Origin of the sequence: Allobosea sp. CCNWLY174 (genome assembly GCF_037120455.1) — a bacterium.
Taxonomy (GTDB): domain Bacteria; phylum Pseudomonadota; class Alphaproteobacteria; order Rhizobiales; family Beijerinckiaceae; genus Allobosea; species Allobosea lupini.
On sequence record NZ_JBBBBQ010000001.1, the window covers coordinates 921,154 to 937,364 of the forward strand.

The following is a 16,211-nucleotide window of genomic DNA, read 5'->3' on the forward strand; positions in this document are numbered from 1 at the left end:
GATGCAACGATGCAGCCGGGATGCAAGCGACGCAAAGCGCCGCAGTCCGAAAACCAGCGGAAATCAGTGGATTTTCGCTGCCAGCTCCAGCAGGCGCGCCCGCTCGGGCGGCTCCTGCAGGCCGCGCGGTTCGTAGAGGTCGCGGCGCAGGAAAAAGCCGGTCAGGGCGAAGCCGGCAGCGATCTCGGCCGGCGCCGGCCGGCGCGCGCCCTGTCCCTCGCTCAGGAAGGGCGGCAAGGCCAGGAGCCGGTCGAGATAGGGCTCGGCCGCCTTGCGGCTGACCGCCTTGCCGGATTTCGGCGAGACATGGCTCAAGTCCTCGCGCAGGCCGGTAACAGCGCAGCGTTCGAGCGAGAGCCCGTAGCCGAGCTCGGACAGCATGGCGAGTTCGAAGCGTACCATCAGCGCCGGCGCGATCGCGATCTCGTCGAGATGGGCCAGCAGCACTGCCAGCCCCTCGTAGAGGCCCGGATGCGGATCGCGCTCCGGCAGCAGCCGCAGCAGGCCCGCGACATTGGCGAGGCCGTAAAGCGCGACCGGCTGGGCCATCAGCCTCGCCGCATGCGAGGTCAGGAGTTCGACCTTGTATTCGCCAAGATGCTCGTCGAGCCGCGCCCGCCAATTCAGCGATACGAGATTGCCGGGCTGGAGCACCGGTTGCTGCTTGCTGGAGCGGCCACCGCGGACGAGGCCGAGATGGCGGCCATGGTCACGCGTCATCACCTCCAGGATCACGGCGCTCTCGCCATGACGCCTGACGCCGATGATCGTGCCCTCGTCGCTCCATTCCATGCAGCGGTGTTATGGTCCCACTCGTGCATAGGTCAAATGATGCGAGTCGTCCCGGGCGGAGCGAAGCGGATACCCGGGACCCATTCCGGAACCCCTTTCGGAAAAGCTCAGGAATGCATCCCGGATCGGCGCCGCTCCGCGGCTTGTCCGGGATGACTAATATTGTAAGGCGCTACGCCACGTACTGCGCGATGCCGCCGCCGAAGGACCAGTCCTCGCGCTTGACCTCGACGAGGTTGATGAAGATGTCGTCGGGCTTCAGGCCGGGCTCCTTCTGCAGGTTCTCGGCGATAGCGGCATAGAGCGCCTTCTTCTGGGTGACGCCACGGGTGTTGGCGACATTAAGCTGGATGATCACCAGGGAGTCGCTGCGGTTGAAGCCAAAAAAGTTGTTGTCGAAGATGAACTCCTCGGCCTCGTGCTGGTGCACCACGGCAAAAAGGTCGTTCTCCGGCACCTCGAAGGTGGCGCGCAGGGCGCGATATACGCCGTCGACGATGGCGGCGGGGTGCGAGGCCGGGCGGCCGCGGCGCATCGAAATCCGGATCAGAGGCATGACAGGCTCCATGTGGCAGGGGCGGTCTTTGCCGCCGACACTTGGAAACTAGGCTTGAAATATTCATCTGAAAATCGTATTTTTGATGATATCAATAATCGCAAATTCAGATTTATCATGAGCAACACACTCGACCTCGACGGCGTCGCCGCCTTCCTGCGCGCAGCGGAGTTCAGCAGCTTCACCCGCGCCGCCGAGGCGCTCGGCACGGCGCAATCGCTGGTCTCGACGCGCATCAAGAAGCTGGAGGAGGCGCTTGGCCAATTGCTGCTGCAGCGGCATCCGCGCCTCGTCCGGCTGACTGCCGAAGGTGAGCGCTTCCTGCCGGCGGCGCGTGACTTGATGGCGGCGCATGAGCGGGCGCTGACCTCGTTCCGGCAGGTCCAGGAGCGCATCAGCATCGGCATCAGCGAGCAGGCTGTGGGAGCCGACGCCCCTGCCCTGCTGGCGCGGCTGGCCCGCCACGACCCTTCTCTGGTGATCGGGCTGCGCATCGAGCCCTCGGCGGCGCTCGATACGGCGTTCGAGCGCGGCGAGCTCGATGTCGCCGTGATCCGCCGGCTGGGCTCGGGCCGCACCGGCGAGGTGCTGCGCCGTGACGCCTTCGGCTGGTTCGGCGCGCCCTCGCTGACGAAGCCCAACGGGCCCGTGCCGCTGGTCAGCCTGATGCCGGAATGTCGCCTGCGCCGCCATGCCATGGAGGCGCTCGACAGCGCCGGCCTGCCCTGGCGCGAAGCCTTCATCGGCGGCGGCATGGCAGCGGTGCTGGCGGCGGTCGAAGGCGGCCTCGGCGTCTCGCCGCTGGCCGCCCGGATCGCGCCGCGCGGGGCGATCGATCTGGGGCCGGACTGGGGGTTGCCGGCGCTAGACACCTTCGAGGTGGTGCTGCGCAGCAATGTCGCCACGCCCCGCGCCAACGCCTTCGTCAGGGAGCTCGCGGCGGCGTTCCGGGCGGGGTGATTCAGGCCGCGTGCGCAAGCACATAGGGTATGCGGGGGATCCCCTCTCCCGGATGGGAGAGGGGTAGGGGTGAGGGACCGCCGCGAATTATTGAAACTCAGCGGCGCCGCTGCGCCTTCTGCGGATAGGGCGGGCCCTCATCCCTGCCCTTCTCCCACACGGGAGAAGGGTTCCCCGCGCCCGTGATCCCACCCTCGCGTCAAGCAACCGCGGCTCGACGCAGAGCATGACGCCTTTCTCTACGCCACCACCCTCTCGACCCTGCTGATCACGCGCTTCTCGCGCAGTTCGCTGATGATCGCGCTGAGGTGCTTCAGGTCCCAAACCGTCAGGTCGATGGTGACGTCGGTGAAATCCGGCGTCGGGCGGACCATCGAGACCGCGTCGATATTGCCGTCATGCTCGGCGATGGTGGTGGTGATCTGGGCGAGCGATCCCGGCTCGTTGATCGAGTTGAGCTGGATGCGCGCCGGGAAGCGCTGCGGGCGCTTGTCGTCGAGGTCCCAGCGCACATCGAGCCAGCGCTCCGGCTCGTTGTCGAAGGCGGCGAGCGAAGGCGACTGGATCGGATAGATCGTCACCGCCTCGCCCGGCGTCAGGATGCCGACGATGCGATCGCCCGGCACGGCGCCGCCGCCCGGCGCGAAACGGACCGGCAGGTCGCCGCCGAGGCCGCGGATCGGGATCGCGTCGCTGCCGGGCGTCTCGTTTGGCAGCTTGAACTTGAGGTTCTCGCCCTGGCGCAGTTCGAACCAGCCCTTGCCGGAGGGCTTGGCCTTGGCGTCGCCGGTAGCGCCGCGCTTCTCTGGTTCGAGATCGGGGTAGACCGCCCGCACCACGTCGCCGGAGAACATCTCGCCGCGCCCGACCGCCGCCAGCACGTCGTCGACCGCCGTGCGGGCGAGCCGCTTCAACGCCGCCTTGAGCTTGTCGTCGGAGAACGGGCGTTCGGCCCGCATGAAGGCGCGTTCCAGGATCTGGCGGCCGAGGCCGGCATATTGCCGGCGCACGGCGACACGGGTGGCGCGGCGGATGGCGGCCCGGGCCTTGCCGGTGACCACCAGCGATTCCCAGGCGGCGGGAGGCGCCTGCCCCTCGGCGCGGGTGATCTCGACCTCGTCGCCGTTCTGGAGTTCGGTCAGCAGCGGCGCGATCCGCCCATTGATCTTGGCGCCGACAGCCGTGTTGCCGACATCGGTATGGACGGCATAGGCGAAGTCGATCGGCGTCGCCCCGCGCGGCAGGGCGATCAGGCGCCCCTTGGGCGTGAAGCAGAAGACCTGGTCGTGGAAGAGCTCGAGCTTGGTGTGCTCGAGGAACTCCTCGGGATTGTCGCCCTCGGCCAGAAGATCGACGGTGCGGCGCAGCCACTGATAGGCGCGGCTCTCGTCGGCGGCGGCGACGACGCCGGCGGTGCGCCCGTCCTTGTAGCGGGCATGGGCGGCGATGCCGAACTCGGCGACGCGGTCCATCCCGTCGGTGCGGATCTGCAATTCGACGCGCTGGCGGCCGGGACCGACGACGGTGGTGTGCAGCGAGCGGTAGTCGTTCTGCTTCGGCGTCGAGATGTAGTCCTTGTAGCGGCCTGGCACCATCGGCCAGGTCATGTGCACGATGCCGAGGACGCGATAGCAGTCCTCCGGCTTGTCGACGATGACGCGGAAGCCGAAAATATCGGAGAGCTGCTCGAAGGAGACGGATTTGCGCTCCATCTTCTTCCAGATCGAATAGGGCCGCTTGCGCCGGCCATAGACCTGCGCCTCGATGCCGCGTTCGGCGAGCTTGGCCTTGAGATCGCTCTCGATCTCGCCGATGACCTTGCCCTCGCGCTGGGTCACCTCTTCCAGCCGCTTGGTGATGGTGGCGTGCGCTTCCGGCTTGATATGGCGGAAAGCGAGCTCCTCCAGCTCCTCGCGCAATTCCTGCATGCCCATGCGGCCGGCGAGCGGCGCATAGATCTCGATCGTCTCCTCGGCGACGCGCAGGCGCTTTTCCGGCGGCACGTAATGCAGCGTGCGCATGTTGTGCAGCCGGTCGGCGAGCTTGACCAGCAGCACCCGGATATCGTCGACGATGGCGAGCAGCAGCTTGCGGAAGTTCTCGCCCTGCGCCGCCTTCTTGGAGACGAGGTCGAGCTTCTTGATCTTGGTGAGACCGTCGACGAGGCGGCGGATATCGGGCCCGAACAGGGTCTCGATTTCCTCCAGCGTCGCCTCGGTGTCCTCGACGGTATCGTGCAGGACGGCGGCGACGATTGTGGCGTCGTCGAGCTTGAGCTCGGTGAGGATCGCCGCGACTTCGAGCGGATGGGCGAAGAACGGGTCGCCCGAGGCGCGCTTCTGCGTTCCATGCGCACGCATGGCGTAGACATAGGCGCGGTTGAGCAGCTCCTCGTCGGTGTTCGGGTTGTAGCGCTTGACCCGGTCGACAAGCTCATATTGCCGCATCATGCCCATGCGGGCGCAACTCCACCGCTCAACTCGATTGGATTCGCTTCAATATCGACGATCGCGGCAGGTCGCGGCAAGATCAATCCGTCCGGTACAGGCATGAAAAAGCCCGGCAGGGCCGGGCTTTAGCAAACGTCATAAACGCTTTCCGACGGTTCAATCTTCGTCGTCGGCGCTCTCGGTCGGCGGGACGAGCCCGTCGAGGCCGCGCAGCAGATCGTCTTCGCTCATCCGATCGAACTGGACTTCCGAATCGGGGGTGGCGACATGCGACTGCGAGGTCAGCAGCGGCACGGTGTCGGCCTCCGGCTCGTCGACCTCGACATGCTTCTGCAGCGAGTGGATCAGGTCTTCCTTGAGATCCTCGGGGGTGAGCTTCTCGTCGGCGATCTCGCGCAGGGCGACGACCGGGTTCTTGTCGTTGTCGCGCTGGACGAGGATCGAGGAGCCCGAGGCGATCATGCGGGCGCGGTGGCTCGCGAGGAGAACCAGCTCGAAGCGGTTCTCGACCTTGTCGATGCAGTCCTCAACGGTGACGCGAGCCATTCGCGGCTCCTTCTGATCGTGCGCGATGCGATGGAAAGGTTGAACGGCGCTCATACAGGTTGAAACGGAGGGATGCAAGAATTTCGCTGCTGCCATGCGAACGCATCGGTCATTGCTTGACTGGGGCTCTCCAACTGTCTTCGGCGGAGGTTTCGGTTTGACCAGTTCCTCCCGCTCCCGCAGCCTGTCGGGTCGGTGCTTTTGCGGCGTGGTGTCCTACAGCGTTACAGACGCCTTCGACTACGCCATGAACTGCCATTGTTCGCAGTGCCGCCGGACCACCGGAGCCGCCTTCAAACCATTCGCCGGCATTGCGAGGCGGGAGCTCGACGTCACGAAGGGCGTCGACGCCCTGCTGCGCTATGGCAGCGACGAAGCCCATGACGTTCACTGCGGACGGTGTGGCTCGCTGCTCTATTCCGTGGTCCGCGAGGGTGCTTTCGTCCATGTCACCCTGGGCACGTTGACCGACGCACCCAGCATCAGGCCGACGGCGCACATCTTCGTCGCTTCCAAGGCACCGTGGTTCGAAATCACCGATGCCCTGCCGCAATATGCCGAGTTCCCCGGCGGCCCGCTCATCGCATCCGGTTGACGACAGCGTCAGAGTCCACGCATGCGGGCGACGAGCTCCTCGACCAGCGGCTCGCGATGCTCCGCCTGTGCCGGCATACGACCAGCCATCGCCGGCAGTTCCTCGGGTCGCTGCTCCAGGAAGCGCATACGCATCGTCGTCGCGACCGCCTCGCCGAAGGCGATCGCCTCGCGATTGCCGATCGAGGAGAGGAAGGCGATGGTGCTGGCCGAGGCATCGGCGATCGCGGCCCGGATGATCTCCTGATCGCGATCATTGCCGAGACGCATGGCGAAGACGGTCGAGCATTGCGACAGGATGGTCGGGTCGAGTTCGCCGGGACGCTGCGTCACCAGGCCGAGATAAGCGCCGTATTTGCGCCCCTCCTTGGCGATGCGGGCGATGGCCTGGCGCGTCGGCGCGAAGCCGAGCGCCTGATCCTGCGGCACATAGCGATGCGCCTCCTCGCAGAGCAGCAAAATCTCGTAGCTGCCGCGGCTCGCCATGGCGAGATCGAAGGCGAGTCGCGCCAGGCTGGACGCGACGGCGTTGACGACCTCCGAGGGCAGCCCGGCGAGCTGGAAGACGGTGATCGGCCGGCCCCGATGCGGAACGCGGAAGACCTGGCTGATCACCGGGGCGATCGTCTCCATGCTGTTGGCATGGGCGAAGAGGAAGCCGTAGCGCGGGTCGCCGTGCAACGTCTCCAGCCGCACCCTGAGCGCCCGCAGGGTCGTGCGCGGATAACGCAGTTCGTGGAGACCGATCAGCTCGTCGATTGCCGCGAAGAGATCGGCGAGGCGATACGGCGCGGCAAGCTCGGCAGATCCGCTGGCGTCGGCCGGACGACGTGCGGCGCCGAACTCCAGCGGTCGCTTCAGCACGCTGCTGCCAAGATCGCGCGCCATGTCCTGCGGCGACACGGTGCGGTAGCGGCTGCGCGCGACGGCGATGACCTCGCGCAGGATCTCGGCCTCGTCCTCCAGCGGAGAGCGGCCGCGGAAGACGATGTCGGCGAACTCCTCGAAGCGGAACAGCCAGAACGGCAGGTCGAGCGTGCTCGCATCGATCCGCGCGGAGTTTTCGGGGAAGGCGTGGGCGTACTCGTTGTGGGGATCGAGGATCAGCACGCGCAGATTCGGCTTGGCCGCGACCGCCTTGCGCAGCATCAGCGCGACAGCGCTCGACTTGCCGACACCGGTGGTGCCGAGCACGGCAAAATGCCGCGACAGCAGGCGCTCGATGTCGACGCTCGCCGCGACGCCCGCATCCTGCGTCAGGCTGCCGAGGACGACGCCCTTGCGCTGACCGAGATCGTGGATGCGCTCGAGGTCGCGCGAGCGGATGCGGTGCGCCGGCGCTCCGATCGGCGGATAGGTGGTGATGCCGCTGTCGAAGCGCGCAGTGCCGTTCTCGTCATCGACGACCTCGCCGAGCAGTTCGACCTCGACTGCTATGGAATTGCACCCGGCCTCGTTCCAGGCCGATTCCAACGCACGCATCTCGTAAACCAGGCCAACGATTCGGCTGGTGCCGAGATTGATCGAGAGCAGGCGGCCGATCGCACAGCCGTCCAGCGTGCCTGGCCCTGCCGCGGACGCGCTTGCCGCGATCGTGGCGCGCGAACCCGAACAGGCAATCACGCGGCCGAGCGCGCGATCGGACGACCGGTTCGCATCGCGCCGATCGGGGGTAACCTCGCTCTCGAACTGCCGATGGTTCGCGGGAAGCTGCATGACAGGTCTGAAAACGCCCAAGGGAATTTTCGGAGGCTAGTTTCCAGGACTTAACAACAATCACGCCGCAGATTTCGCGCATCCTCCGATAACACACGTATTGCGTGCATCAATTGATCAAGAACGCTGACGGTGTCGATCACATTGCTTGCCTTGAACCGCTGCCGAGTGCGGCGTAGACGGCAGAGGACGGAGGGGCGACCATGACCGAGAACCGCTTGCGCCTTGGCGTGAACATCGACCATGTCGCGACCGTGCGAAATGCCCGCGGCGGCGCCCTGCCCGATCCGGTGCGTGCCGCCCTTCTCGCAGTGGCCGCCGGCGCCGACGGCATCACCGCCCATCTGCGCGAAGACAGACGCCATATCCGCGACGCCGACATGGCAAGGCTGGCAACCGAACTGTCCAGGCCGCTCAATTTCGAGCTGGCCGCGACGGAGGAGATGATCGGCCTCGCCGAGAGGTTCAAGCCGCATGCCGCCTGCCTGGTCCCCGAGAAGCGCGAGGAACGCACCACCGAGGGCGGGCTCGACGTCGTCGGCCAGGCGCAGGCGCTCGCTGCCCCAATCGCCCGCCTAAAGGCTGCGGGTTGCCGCGTATCGCTGTTCATCGAGGCTGACGAGGCGCCGATCGCGATGGCGGCGAAACTCGGTGCCCCCGTGGTCGAGCTGCATACCGGCACCTGGTGCCACGCCGTGGCGGACGGCCATGCCGACAAGGCGCAAGCCGAGTTCCAGCGGCTCGCCAATGGCGCAGCCTTTGCCGCCTCGCTGGGCCTCGAAGTCCATGCCGGCCATGGGCTCGACTACGACACCGCCCGAAAGCTCGCCGGGGTCGCCGATTTCGTCGAGTTCAACATCGGCCATTTCCTGATCGGCGAAGCGATCTTCGTCGGGCTTGAGACGGCCATCGCCGTGATGCGGCGAGCGATGGACGAAGGACGTGCGGCCAGCTAGACCGCTGGCATGATCATCGGCATCGGCTCCGATCTCTGCGACATCCGTCGCATCGAGAACTCGCTCGCCCGCTTCGGCGAGCGTTTTACGCAGCGCATCTTCACTCCAGGCGAGCAGGCGAAATCCGATCGCCGCGCCACGCGGGCAGCGTCCTATGCCCGTCGCTTTGCCGCCAAGGAAGCCTGCTCGAAGGCGCTCGGCACCGGCATCCGCTCCGGCGTCTTCTGGCGCGACATGGAGGTGGTGAACCTGCCGAGCGGGCGGCCGACCATGCGGCTGACCGGGGGCGCCGCAGCGCGTCTCGCGCAGATGGTACCGCCGGGCCATGAGGCGGTCGTGCATGTTTCGCTGACCGACGATCCGCCTCTGGCCCAGGCCTTCGTGGTGATCGAGGCCAGGCCGATCCAGGCCTGACCTCGTTTCGCATAGCGCTATTCGGCGGGAGCCGGGTTGACGCCGGTGATCTGGCCCTTCGGCTCGTCGCTCAGCCAGCGGTAAAGAGCGCCGCCGAGCACGCCGCCGATGATCGGGGCAACCCAGAACAGCCAGAGCTGCTGCAAAGCCCAGCCGCCGACGAAAAGCGCCGGGCCGGTAGAGCGCGCCGGGTTCACCGAGGTGTTGGTCACCGGAATGCTGACCAGGTGGATCAGGGCGAGGCCGAGGCCGATGGCGAGCGGGGCGAAGCCGGCCGGCGCCTTGCCATGGGTCGCGCCCATGATGATGAACAGGAACATCATGGTCATCACCACCTCGGTCAGGAAGGACGAGGCCAGGCCGTATTTGCCGGGGGAGTGCTCGCCATAGCCGTTCGAGGCGAAGCCCTTGGCGAGATCGAAGCCGGGCGCGCCGACCGCGATGAAATAGAGCACGGTGGCGGCGAGGATGGCGCCGACGACCTGGGCGACGATGTAGGGCACCACCTGACCGGTCGGGAAGCGCCCGCCGGCGGCGAGGCCGATCGTGACGGCCGGGTTGAGATGGCAGCCGGAGATATGGCCGATCGAGTAGGCCATGGTGACGACGGTCAGACCGAACGCGAGCGAGACGCCAAGCAACCCGATGCCGACTTGCGGAAAGCCCGCCGCGATCACGGCGCTGCCGCAGCCCGCGAAAGTCAGCCAGAAGGTTCCGATCGCCTCTGCGACATAATTTCTCGTGCTCATGCCGATTCCCCCCTGGTTGCAATCACGGGACTGTGATCGCAGGCGGACCCAGCGTCAATCTGGCGCAGACGCAGGGGGGCGCGGAGGGCAGCGTTTCGCCAAGGCACCGGCCTAAGGCCGGGCATGCCTTCGGCAGCGCTTGCAGAGGCACCCTGCACTGAGGACACCACCTCGGGGCTTTTCGGCGACGGCCGATAGGAGTATCGGCACAGCATGCCTTCGGCCCGTGCAAGGGCCGTCTCTTCTTCCATATCGCCTTGTCATATCACGCGTTCGTTGTCCGCCGCCCGATAGTCGGCTAGACCGCGCAATCGAAACGCATCCAGCAGGAGCCCCCGCGTGGCGAACGACGCCGAGATCAAAAGCAAGACCAAGGACGAAGGCGGCATCCTCGAGACGGTCAAGGTCGTCGTCCAGGCGTTGCTGATCGCCCTGGTGATCCGCACCCTGCTGTTCCAGCCCTTCAACATCCCCTCGGGCTCGCTGATCCCGACGCTGCTGATCGGCGACTACCTGTTCGTCTCGAAATACACCTACGGCTATTCGAAGCACTCGATGCCGTTCAGCCCGCCGCTGTTCCAGGGCCGGGTCTGGGCCGCCGAGCCCAAGCGCGGCGACATCGCGGTGTTCAAGCTGCCGAGCGACGGATCGACCGACTACATCAAGCGCGTCATCGGCCTGCCGGGCGACCGCATCCAGATGATCGACGGCATCCTCCACATCAACAACGCGCCGGTGAAGCGCGAGCGCATCGCCGATTTCGTCACCACCGATGCCTGGGGCCGCTCGGCGCCCGTGATCCAGTACCGCGAGACCCTGCCGAACGGGGTCAGCCACAACATCATCGAGCGCGAGGGCGACACCGGCACCTTCGACAACACCCCAGTGTTCACGGTGCCCGCCGGCCATTTCTTCATGATGGGCGACAATCGCGACAACTCGCTCGATTCGCGCGACCGCAGCGTCGGCTATGTGCCGTTCGAGAACTTCGTCGGCCGCGCCGAGATCATCTTCTTCTCGATCGACGAGGGCGCATCGGCCTGGCGCATCTGGGAGTGGCCCTGGACGGTGCGCTGGAACCGCATGTTCTCGACGATCAAGTGAGCAAGCCCAGCGATAGCGGCCGCAAGCTGCCCGAACTCTCGCGGCTCGAGGACAGGCTCGGCTACCGCTTCCGCGACCGGACCCTGCTGGAGACGGCGCTCACCCATATGAGCGCCGATCCGCGCCGGCTCGCGAGCTATCAGCGGCTCGAATTCCTCGGCGACCGCGTGCTCGGTCTCTCGATCGCCGACATGCTGTTCACCACCTACCCGCAGGCCGAGGAAGGCGACATGTCGCGCCGCCTCGCCGACCTGGTCCGCAAGGAAACCTGCGCGGCGGTGGCGGGCGCCTGGGACGTCGGCCCGCATCTTCGCCTCGGCGAGGGCGAGATCCTTTCCGGCGCGCGCAAGAACAAGGCGATCCTGGCCGATGCCTGCGAGGCGATCATCGGTGCCGTCTTCATCGACGGTGGCTATGATGCCGCGCGCAAGCTCGTCGAAGCCGGCTTCGGCGAGCGGCTGCTGACGCCGGTGACGCCCTTACGCGACGCCAAGACCGCGTTGCAGGAATGGGCGCAGGGCCAGGGCCATCCGACGCCGACCTATGCCGAGCGCGGCCGCTCCGGCCCCGACCATGCGCCGATCTTCCGGATCGCGGTGAGGATCGGCTCGCTGGTGGAAGCAGAGGCCGAAGGCCGCTCGAAGCGACTGGCCGAGCAGGCGGCGGCCGAAGCCTTCCTGCGGCGGCAGGGATTGTGGAACGAAGGGGCGGAGGCCGACCATGGCTGAGGGCGACCAGCAAACCCGCTGCGGCTTCGTCGCGCTGATCGGCGCGCCCAATGCCGGCAAGTCGACGCTGCTGAACCAGCTCGTCGGCGCCAAGATCTCGATCGTCTCGCGCAAGGTGCAGACGACGCGCACGCAGGTGCGCGGCATCGCCCTCTCAGGCCCGACACAGATCATCTTCGTCGACACGCCCGGCATCTTCGCGCCCAAGCGCCGGCTCGACCGCGCCATGGTGACGAGCGCCTGGGGCGGTGCAACCGATGCCGACCTGATCGGCGTGCTGATCGATGTCGGCCGCTTCGACCATGAAGAGAACACCGCGCTGCTGGAAAGGCTCGCGCAGCTGAAGCAGCCGAAGTTCCTGATCCTCAACAAGATCGACACGATCCCGAAGGAGAAACTGCTCGCCATCACCGCAGCAGTAAACGAGCAGTCCAAGTTCGAGACGACCTTCATGGTCGCGGCGCTGACCGGCTATGGCGTCAAGGACATCCTCGCCTGGCTGGAGAGCCGGCTGAAGCCCGGTCCCTGGCTCTATCCGGAGGATCAGATCTCGGATGCGCCGTTGCGCTTCCTTGCCGCCGAGATCACCCGCGAGAAGATCTTCGAGCGGCTGCACGACGAACTCCCCTACCGCTCGACGGTCGAGACCGAGAGCTGGCAGCAGCGCCCGGACGGCTCGGTCAGGATCGAGCAGACGATCTATGTCGAGCGCGAAGGCCAGCGGAAGATCGTGCTCGGCGAAGGCGGCCAGACGATCAAGGCGATCGGCCAGAAGGCGCGCGTCGAGATCGCCGAAGCGGCCGAGGCGAAGGTGCACCTCTTCCTTTTCGTCAAGGTCCGCGAGAATTGGAGCGACGATCCGGAGCGCTATCGCGAGATGGGATTGGACTTTCCAAAAAGCTGAATATTGCAGCGTTCGCACGTGAAAATGGTAAAATCTGCTCCCAATCTTGCGCGGTACGCCACATTCACCACATAAGCGCCGAAGGATCGCTCGATTTGGAGCGTCAGCCTGACATTATTCGACCCAGATCCGTGCCGATTCTTATTGATCGACCGTATTTAAGCCAGGAGCCATTGCATGGCAGGTGAACCGCGTATCGCGCTCTTCATCGACGGAGCTAACCTCTACGCGACGTCGAAGCAGCTCGGCTTCGACATGGACTATCGACGCCTGCTCAAGGAATTCCAGGGACGCGGCAATCTGATACGTGCCTTCTACTTCACAACACTTGTGGAAAGCGAAGAGTACACCTCGATCAGACCGCTGGTCGACTGGCTCGACTACAACGGCTACCGCGTCGTCACCAAGGCTGCCAAGGAGTTCACCGACGCGACCGGGCGCCGGCGCGTCAAGGGCAACATGGACATCGAGCTCGCCATCGAGATGCTCGAGCTCGCCCCCCATCTCGACCAAATCTACCTGTTCTCCGGCGATGGCGATTTCCGCCCGCTGGTCGAGGCGGTCCAGCGCAAGGGCGTGAAAGTCTCGGTGGTCTCGACCATCAACACCAATCCGCCGATGGTCGCCGACGATCTGCGCCGGCAATGCGACGAGTTCGTCGAACTCGCCAGCCTGATGCAGAAGGTCGGCCGCGACCCGGCCGAGCGCGCGGCGCGCGCGCCCGGCGCCGGTAATCCGGGGCTGGAGCGGCGCTACGGCATCCGCCAGGGGGACGAGCTGCCGGAAGGTTGAACCTGCCCTGCCCTGTCGCGTTGTCGATGCAGGGAGCAGCGACGTTGAGCCGCGGGCACTTGACCGCAGCTGCGGCTCGCGCAACCTCTGTTTCCGCAACGACACCCGGAGGGCACGCCTTGGAACGCCGCAGCTTTCTCACCGGCCTCGCCGCCGGTTCAGCCTTCGTGATTGCCCGTCCGGCGCTGGTCCTGGCGCAGGCGGCCCCTGCGCCGGCACCCGCCGCTCCGCCGCCGGTCTTCACACTGCCGAAGCTCTCTTACGCCTATGAGGCGCTGGAGCCGGTCATCGACGCGCAGACCATGCGCATCCACCATTCGCTGCACCATCAGGCTTACGTGAACGGCGCCAACGCGGCCGCGGGCCAGTGGGAAGCGCTGCGCACCACGCCGATCGAGACGGTGCTCGCCGATCTCAGCGTTGCCCCGGATAATGTCCGCACCGCCGTGCGCAACAATGTCGGCGGGCACTGGAACCACAGCTTCTTCTGGGAGCTGATGACGCCGGGCGGCGCGCAGCAGCCCGGTGCGGAGCTGAAGAGCGCGATCGACGGCGCCTTCGGTTCGATGCTCGAGCTGGTGCAAAAGGTCAATCAGGCCGGCGCGACGCGCTTCGGTTCGGGCTGGGCCTGGCTCGTCGTCGACAAGGACAAGAAGCTCGCCATCATCTCGACGGCCAACCAGGACACGCCGCTGGAGCTAGGCGCGAAGGCCGTGCTCGGCATCGACGTCTGGGAGCACGCCTACTACCTGAAGTACCAGAATCGCCGACCCGAATACCTCGCCGCCTGGTGGAAGACGGTGAACTGGGACAAGGCGAACGAGAACTTCAAGAAAGCGATGGGCTGACAGAGGGAACTTGCCCCGACCTCTCCCGTTACGGTTGCAACGGGAAAAGGGGGGCAGTTCCATGTCGGATGTCAGCGCGATCGCGCGCGCCTGCTACCAAGTTTATGTCGACAAGGATCGGGCAGCGATCGAAGCCCTGCTCGACGATGACTTCCATTTCACCAGCCCGCTCGACAATCGCCTCGATCGCGCGACCTATTTCGAGCGCTGCTGGCCGAACAGCGAGCGCATCCGCGCCTGCACGTTCAAGCACCTGATCGCGAGCGGCGAGACGGTCTTCGTGACCTATGAGGGCGAAGGCCGCGACGGCAAGGGCTTTCGCAACACCGAGATCCTGACAATCCGGAACGGCAAGATCGTCGAGGTCGAGGTCTATTTCGGCTGGTCGCTGCCTCACTCGGCGCCAGAGGGAGGTTTTGTCGAGCCTGACGGGCTGACCGCCGGATAGGCAGGAATTGGGCGCCTATCCGCCCGTCTTCAGGATGCGCGCCTTGTCGCGGTTCCAGTCGCGGGCCTTCTCGGTCTCGCGCTTGTCGTGCAGCTTCTTGCCCTTGCCGAGGCCGAGCTCGACCTTCGCCCGGCCCTTGTCGTTGAAATAGACCTTGAGCGGGATGACGGTGTAGCCCTCGCGCTGGATCGCGCCCATCAGCTTGTCGATCTGGCGGCGGTGCAGCAGCAGCTTACGCGGCCGGCGGACATCGTGGTTGAAGCGGTTGGCTTCGAGATATTCCGGGATATGGGCGTTGAACAGGAAGAGCTCGGTGCCCATCGGCCCGGCATAGCTCTCGCCGATCGTCGCCTTGCCGCCGCGCAGCGACTTGATCTCGGTGCCCTGGAGGGCGATGCCGGCTTCCAGCGTCTCGGTGATGGCATAGTTGTAGCGCGCCTTGCGGTTGTCGGCCGCAAGCTTGTAGCGCTCGGGATCGGGCTTACTCATCGAAACACTCCGGCAACCGGCGGCCGCAAATAGCGGGACCGATCGCCTTACTTAAGCATTCAACAGGCCGGCGTGAACCATGGCGCTGCGAATGACCTCGCCGGTCGCCGGCGTCACCGCCATCAGCGGCAGACGGACTTCCTCCTCGATCCGGCCGAGACGCTTCAGACCGTGCTTGGCGCCGGCAAGGCCCGGCTCCTTGAAGATGGCGTCGTGCAGCGGCACCAGCCGGTCCTGGATCTTCAGGGCACCGGCATAGTCGCCCTTGAGCGCGCAAGCCATCAGGTCGGCGCAAAGCTTGGGCGCGACATTGGCGACGACCGAGATGCAGCCATGGCCGCCGGCAGCCATATAGGCCAGCGCGGTCATGTCTTCGCCCGAGAGCTGGATGAAATCGGGTCCGAGCACATGGCGCTGCAGCGATACGCGCGCGAGATTGGCGGTCGCGTCCTTCACGCCCGCGATGTTCTTGAGCTCGTAGAGCCGCGCCATGGTCTCGACCGACATGTCGACCACCGAGCGCGGCGGGATGTTGTAGATGATGATCGGGATGCCGATCGCGTCGTTCACCGCCTTGAAGTGCTGGTACATGCCTTCCTGGGTCGGCTTGTTGTAATAGGGCGTGACCACGAGCACGGCCTGGGCGCCCGCCTTCTCGGCATGCCTGGCCAGCGAGATCGCCTCGGTGGTGTTGTTCGAGCCGGCGCCGGCGATGACCGGCACCCTGCCCCTGGCCTGGTCGATGACGATCTCGGTGACTTGGCCGTGCTCGTCATGGCTGAGCGTCGGGCTTTCGCCGGTGGTGCCGACCGGAACGAGCGCGGTCGAGCCGCTCTCGATCTGCCAGTCGACCAAAGCGCGCAACGTCGCCTCGTCGATCTTGCCGCCCTTGAACGGCGTCACCAGCGCGGGCATCGAACCGGTGAGGGGCGCATGCTTGGTCATGGACGGTCCTGAAAACGACAAAGTTCGGCGTGAAACGGGCGACAGACATAGCCTTTCAGCCGCAGTCCGCAAAGCCGGCAACCCATCAAAAATCGTGGCGGCATGGTTAGGACTTCATAAAGCTCCCTGCGGGAGCATGGCCTACTGCTACGATCCGGCTTGCTTGGGGGGACCCCTTGATGGCGCTATCGCCGGGCCGACGGTTCTTCGGAGCTGGCCT

At 65.9% G+C, this 16,211-nt stretch carries 18 protein-coding genes; 10 read left to right on the forward strand and 8 right to left on the reverse strand.

Going from position 1 to position 16,211, the window contains the following annotated elements; genetic code table 11:
* Positions 1–63: 63 nt before the first annotated feature.
* Positions 64–792, reverse strand: a complete 729-nt coding sequence (gene recO / locus V7S63_RS04490) for a DNA repair protein RecO (protein WP_091830146.1) — start codon at positions 790–792, stop codon at positions 64–66.
* Between the two features lie 172 nt (positions 793–964).
* A complete protein-coding gene (locus V7S63_RS04495) occupies positions 965–1,348 on the reverse strand; it encodes a tautomerase family protein (RefSeq protein ID WP_336529331.1) in 384 nt (127 codons plus the stop codon).
* A gap of 117 nt (positions 1,349–1,465) precedes the next feature.
* Here V7S63_RS04495 and V7S63_RS04500 point away from each other — a divergent pair, with 117 nt between their 5' ends.
* Positions 1,466–2,308: a LysR substrate-binding domain-containing protein gene (locus V7S63_RS04500; protein ID WP_100963075.1), complete on the forward strand. Its 843-nt coding sequence runs from the start codon at positions 1,466–1,468 to the stop codon at positions 2,306–2,308.
* Between the two features lie 239 nt (positions 2,309–2,547).
* On the opposite strand, the gene V7S63_RS04505 is transcribed toward V7S63_RS04500, so the two are convergent.
* Entirely contained in the window at positions 2,548–4,758 is a 2,211-nt protein-coding gene (locus tag V7S63_RS04505; RefSeq protein WP_091830622.1) for a RelA/SpoT family protein, read from the reverse strand.
* A gap of 156 nt (positions 4,759–4,914) precedes the next feature.
* Entirely contained in the window at positions 4,915–5,304 is a 390-nt protein-coding gene (rpoZ, locus tag V7S63_RS04510) for a DNA-directed RNA polymerase subunit omega (RefSeq protein WP_057192190.1), read from the reverse strand.
* A gap of 157 nt (positions 5,305–5,461) precedes the next feature.
* Between rpoZ and V7S63_RS04515 the strand changes: the two genes are divergently transcribed.
* A complete protein-coding gene (locus V7S63_RS04515) occupies positions 5,462–5,899 on the forward strand; it encodes a GFA family protein (protein WP_336529332.1) in 438 nt (145 codons plus the stop codon).
* An 8-nt stretch (positions 5,900–5,907) separates the two neighbouring features.
* On the opposite strand, the gene V7S63_RS04520 is transcribed toward V7S63_RS04515, so the two are convergent.
* A complete protein-coding gene (locus tag V7S63_RS04520; RefSeq protein ID WP_336529333.1) occupies positions 5,908–7,614 on the reverse strand; it encodes an ATP-binding protein in 1,707 nt (568 codons plus the stop codon).
* Between the two features lie 203 nt (positions 7,615–7,817).
* Between V7S63_RS04520 and V7S63_RS04525 the strand changes: the two genes are divergently transcribed.
* Together V7S63_RS04525 and acpS are read left to right on the forward strand one after the other, a co-directional pair.
* Positions 7,818–8,570, forward strand: coding sequence for a pyridoxine 5'-phosphate synthase (locus tag V7S63_RS04525; RefSeq protein WP_336529334.1), 753 nt, complete (start codon positions 7,818–7,820; stop codon positions 8,568–8,570).
* Between the two features lie 9 nt (positions 8,571–8,579).
* On the forward strand, positions 8,580–8,984 hold the full coding sequence (acpS, locus tag V7S63_RS04530; protein ID WP_336529335.1) for a holo-ACP synthase: 405 nt from the start codon (positions 8,580–8,582) through the stop codon (positions 8,982–8,984).
* 17 nt (positions 8,985–9,001) lie between these two features.
* Here acpS and aqpZ read toward each other — a convergent pair whose 3' ends face one another.
* Positions 9,002–9,733 carry an aquaporin Z gene (aqpZ, locus tag V7S63_RS04535; protein ID WP_091830161.1) on the reverse strand — a complete coding sequence of 244 codons (732 nt, stop codon included), beginning with the start codon at positions 9,731–9,733 and terminating at the stop codon, positions 9,002–9,004.
* 339 nt (positions 9,734–10,072) lie between these two features.
* Between aqpZ and lepB the strand changes: the two genes are divergently transcribed.
* From lepB to V7S63_RS04565, 6 genes are all read left to right on the forward strand, one after another.
* The gene (lepB, locus tag V7S63_RS04540; RefSeq protein WP_091830163.1) at positions 10,073–10,837 is read left to right on the forward strand and encodes a signal peptidase I; all 765 of its coding nucleotides are present in this window, start codon (positions 10,073–10,075) and stop codon (positions 10,835–10,837) included.
* Positions 10,834–11,565, forward strand: coding sequence for a ribonuclease III (rnc, locus tag V7S63_RS04545; RefSeq protein ID WP_208862214.1), 732 nt, complete (start codon positions 10,834–10,836; stop codon positions 11,563–11,565). The genes lepB and rnc overlap by 4 nt, the downstream gene beginning before the upstream one ends.
* Complete coding sequence (era, locus tag V7S63_RS04550; RefSeq protein ID WP_336529336.1) at positions 11,558–12,469, forward strand: GTPase Era; 912 nt, start codon at positions 11,558–11,560, stop codon at positions 12,467–12,469. Before rnc ends, era begins: the two co-directional genes overlap by 8 nt.
* A 177-nt stretch (positions 12,470–12,646) precedes the next feature.
* Complete coding sequence (locus V7S63_RS04555) at positions 12,647–13,261, forward strand: LabA-like NYN domain-containing protein (protein WP_091830169.1); 615 nt, start codon at positions 12,647–12,649, stop codon at positions 13,259–13,261.
* A gap of 119 nt (positions 13,262–13,380) precedes the next feature.
* Positions 13,381–14,109, forward strand: coding sequence for a superoxide dismutase (locus V7S63_RS04560; protein ID WP_442896412.1), 729 nt, complete (start codon positions 13,381–13,383; stop codon positions 14,107–14,109).
* A gap of 61 nt (positions 14,110–14,170) precedes the next feature.
* On the forward strand, positions 14,171–14,557 hold the full coding sequence (locus tag V7S63_RS04565; RefSeq protein ID WP_336529337.1) for a nuclear transport factor 2 family protein: 387 nt from the start codon (positions 14,171–14,173) through the stop codon (positions 14,555–14,557).
* A gap of 15 nt (positions 14,558–14,572) precedes the next feature.
* Here the strand turns inward: V7S63_RS04565 and smpB are convergent, their stop codons facing one another.
* A complete protein-coding gene (gene smpB, locus V7S63_RS04570) occupies positions 14,573–15,046 on the reverse strand; it encodes an SsrA-binding protein SmpB (RefSeq protein WP_091830177.1) in 474 nt (157 codons plus the stop codon).
* 51 nt (positions 15,047–15,097) lie between these two features.
* A complete protein-coding gene (dapA, locus tag V7S63_RS04575; protein ID WP_336529338.1) occupies positions 15,098–15,991 on the reverse strand; it encodes a 4-hydroxy-tetrahydrodipicolinate synthase in 894 nt (297 codons plus the stop codon).
* Between the last annotated feature and the right edge of the window lie 220 nt (positions 15,992–16,211).

Excerpts from the sequence above, each read along its gene's own strand:
- recO (WP_091830146.1), bottom strand. The coding sequence starts at position 792 with ATGGAATGGAGCGACGAGGGCACGATCATCGGCGTCAGGCGTCATGGC.
- V7S63_RS04495 (WP_336529331.1), bottom strand. The coding sequence starts at position 1,348 with ATGCCTCTGATCCGGATTTCGATGCGCCGCGGCCGCCCGGCCTCGCAC.
- V7S63_RS04500 (WP_100963075.1), top strand. The coding sequence starts at position 1,466 with ATGAGCAACACACTCGACCTCGACGGCGTCGCCGCCTTCCTGCGCGCA.
- V7S63_RS04505 (WP_091830622.1), bottom strand. The coding sequence starts at position 4,758 with ATGATGCGGCAATATGAGCTTGTCGACCGGGTCAAGCGCTACAACCCG.
- rpoZ (WP_057192190.1), bottom strand. The coding sequence starts at position 5,304 with ATGGCTCGCGTCACCGTTGAGGACTGCATCGACAAGGTCGAGAACCGC.
- V7S63_RS04520 (WP_336529333.1), bottom strand. The coding sequence starts at position 7,614 with ATGCAGCTTCCCGCGAACCATCGGCAGTTCGAGAGCGAGGTTACCCCC.
- V7S63_RS04525 (WP_336529334.1), top strand. The coding sequence starts at position 7,818 with ATGACCGAGAACCGCTTGCGCCTTGGCGTGAACATCGACCATGTCGCG.
- acpS (WP_336529335.1), top strand. The coding sequence starts at position 8,580 with ATGATCATCGGCATCGGCTCCGATCTCTGCGACATCCGTCGCATCGAG.
- aqpZ (WP_091830161.1), bottom strand. The coding sequence starts at position 9,733 with ATGAGCACGAGAAATTATGTCGCAGAGGCGATCGGAACCTTCTGGCTG.
- era (WP_336529336.1), top strand. The coding sequence starts at position 11,558 with ATGGCTGAGGGCGACCAGCAAACCCGCTGCGGCTTCGTCGCGCTGATC.
- V7S63_RS04555 (WP_091830169.1), top strand. The coding sequence starts at position 12,647 with ATGGCAGGTGAACCGCGTATCGCGCTCTTCATCGACGGAGCTAACCTC.
- V7S63_RS04565 (WP_336529337.1), top strand. The coding sequence starts at position 14,171 with ATGTCGGATGTCAGCGCGATCGCGCGCGCCTGCTACCAAGTTTATGTC.
- smpB (WP_091830177.1), bottom strand. The coding sequence starts at position 15,046 with ATGAGTAAGCCCGATCCCGAGCGCTACAAGCTTGCGGCCGACAACCGC.
- dapA (WP_336529338.1), bottom strand. The coding sequence starts at position 15,991 with ATGACCAAGCATGCGCCCCTCACCGGTTCGATGCCCGCGCTGGTGACG.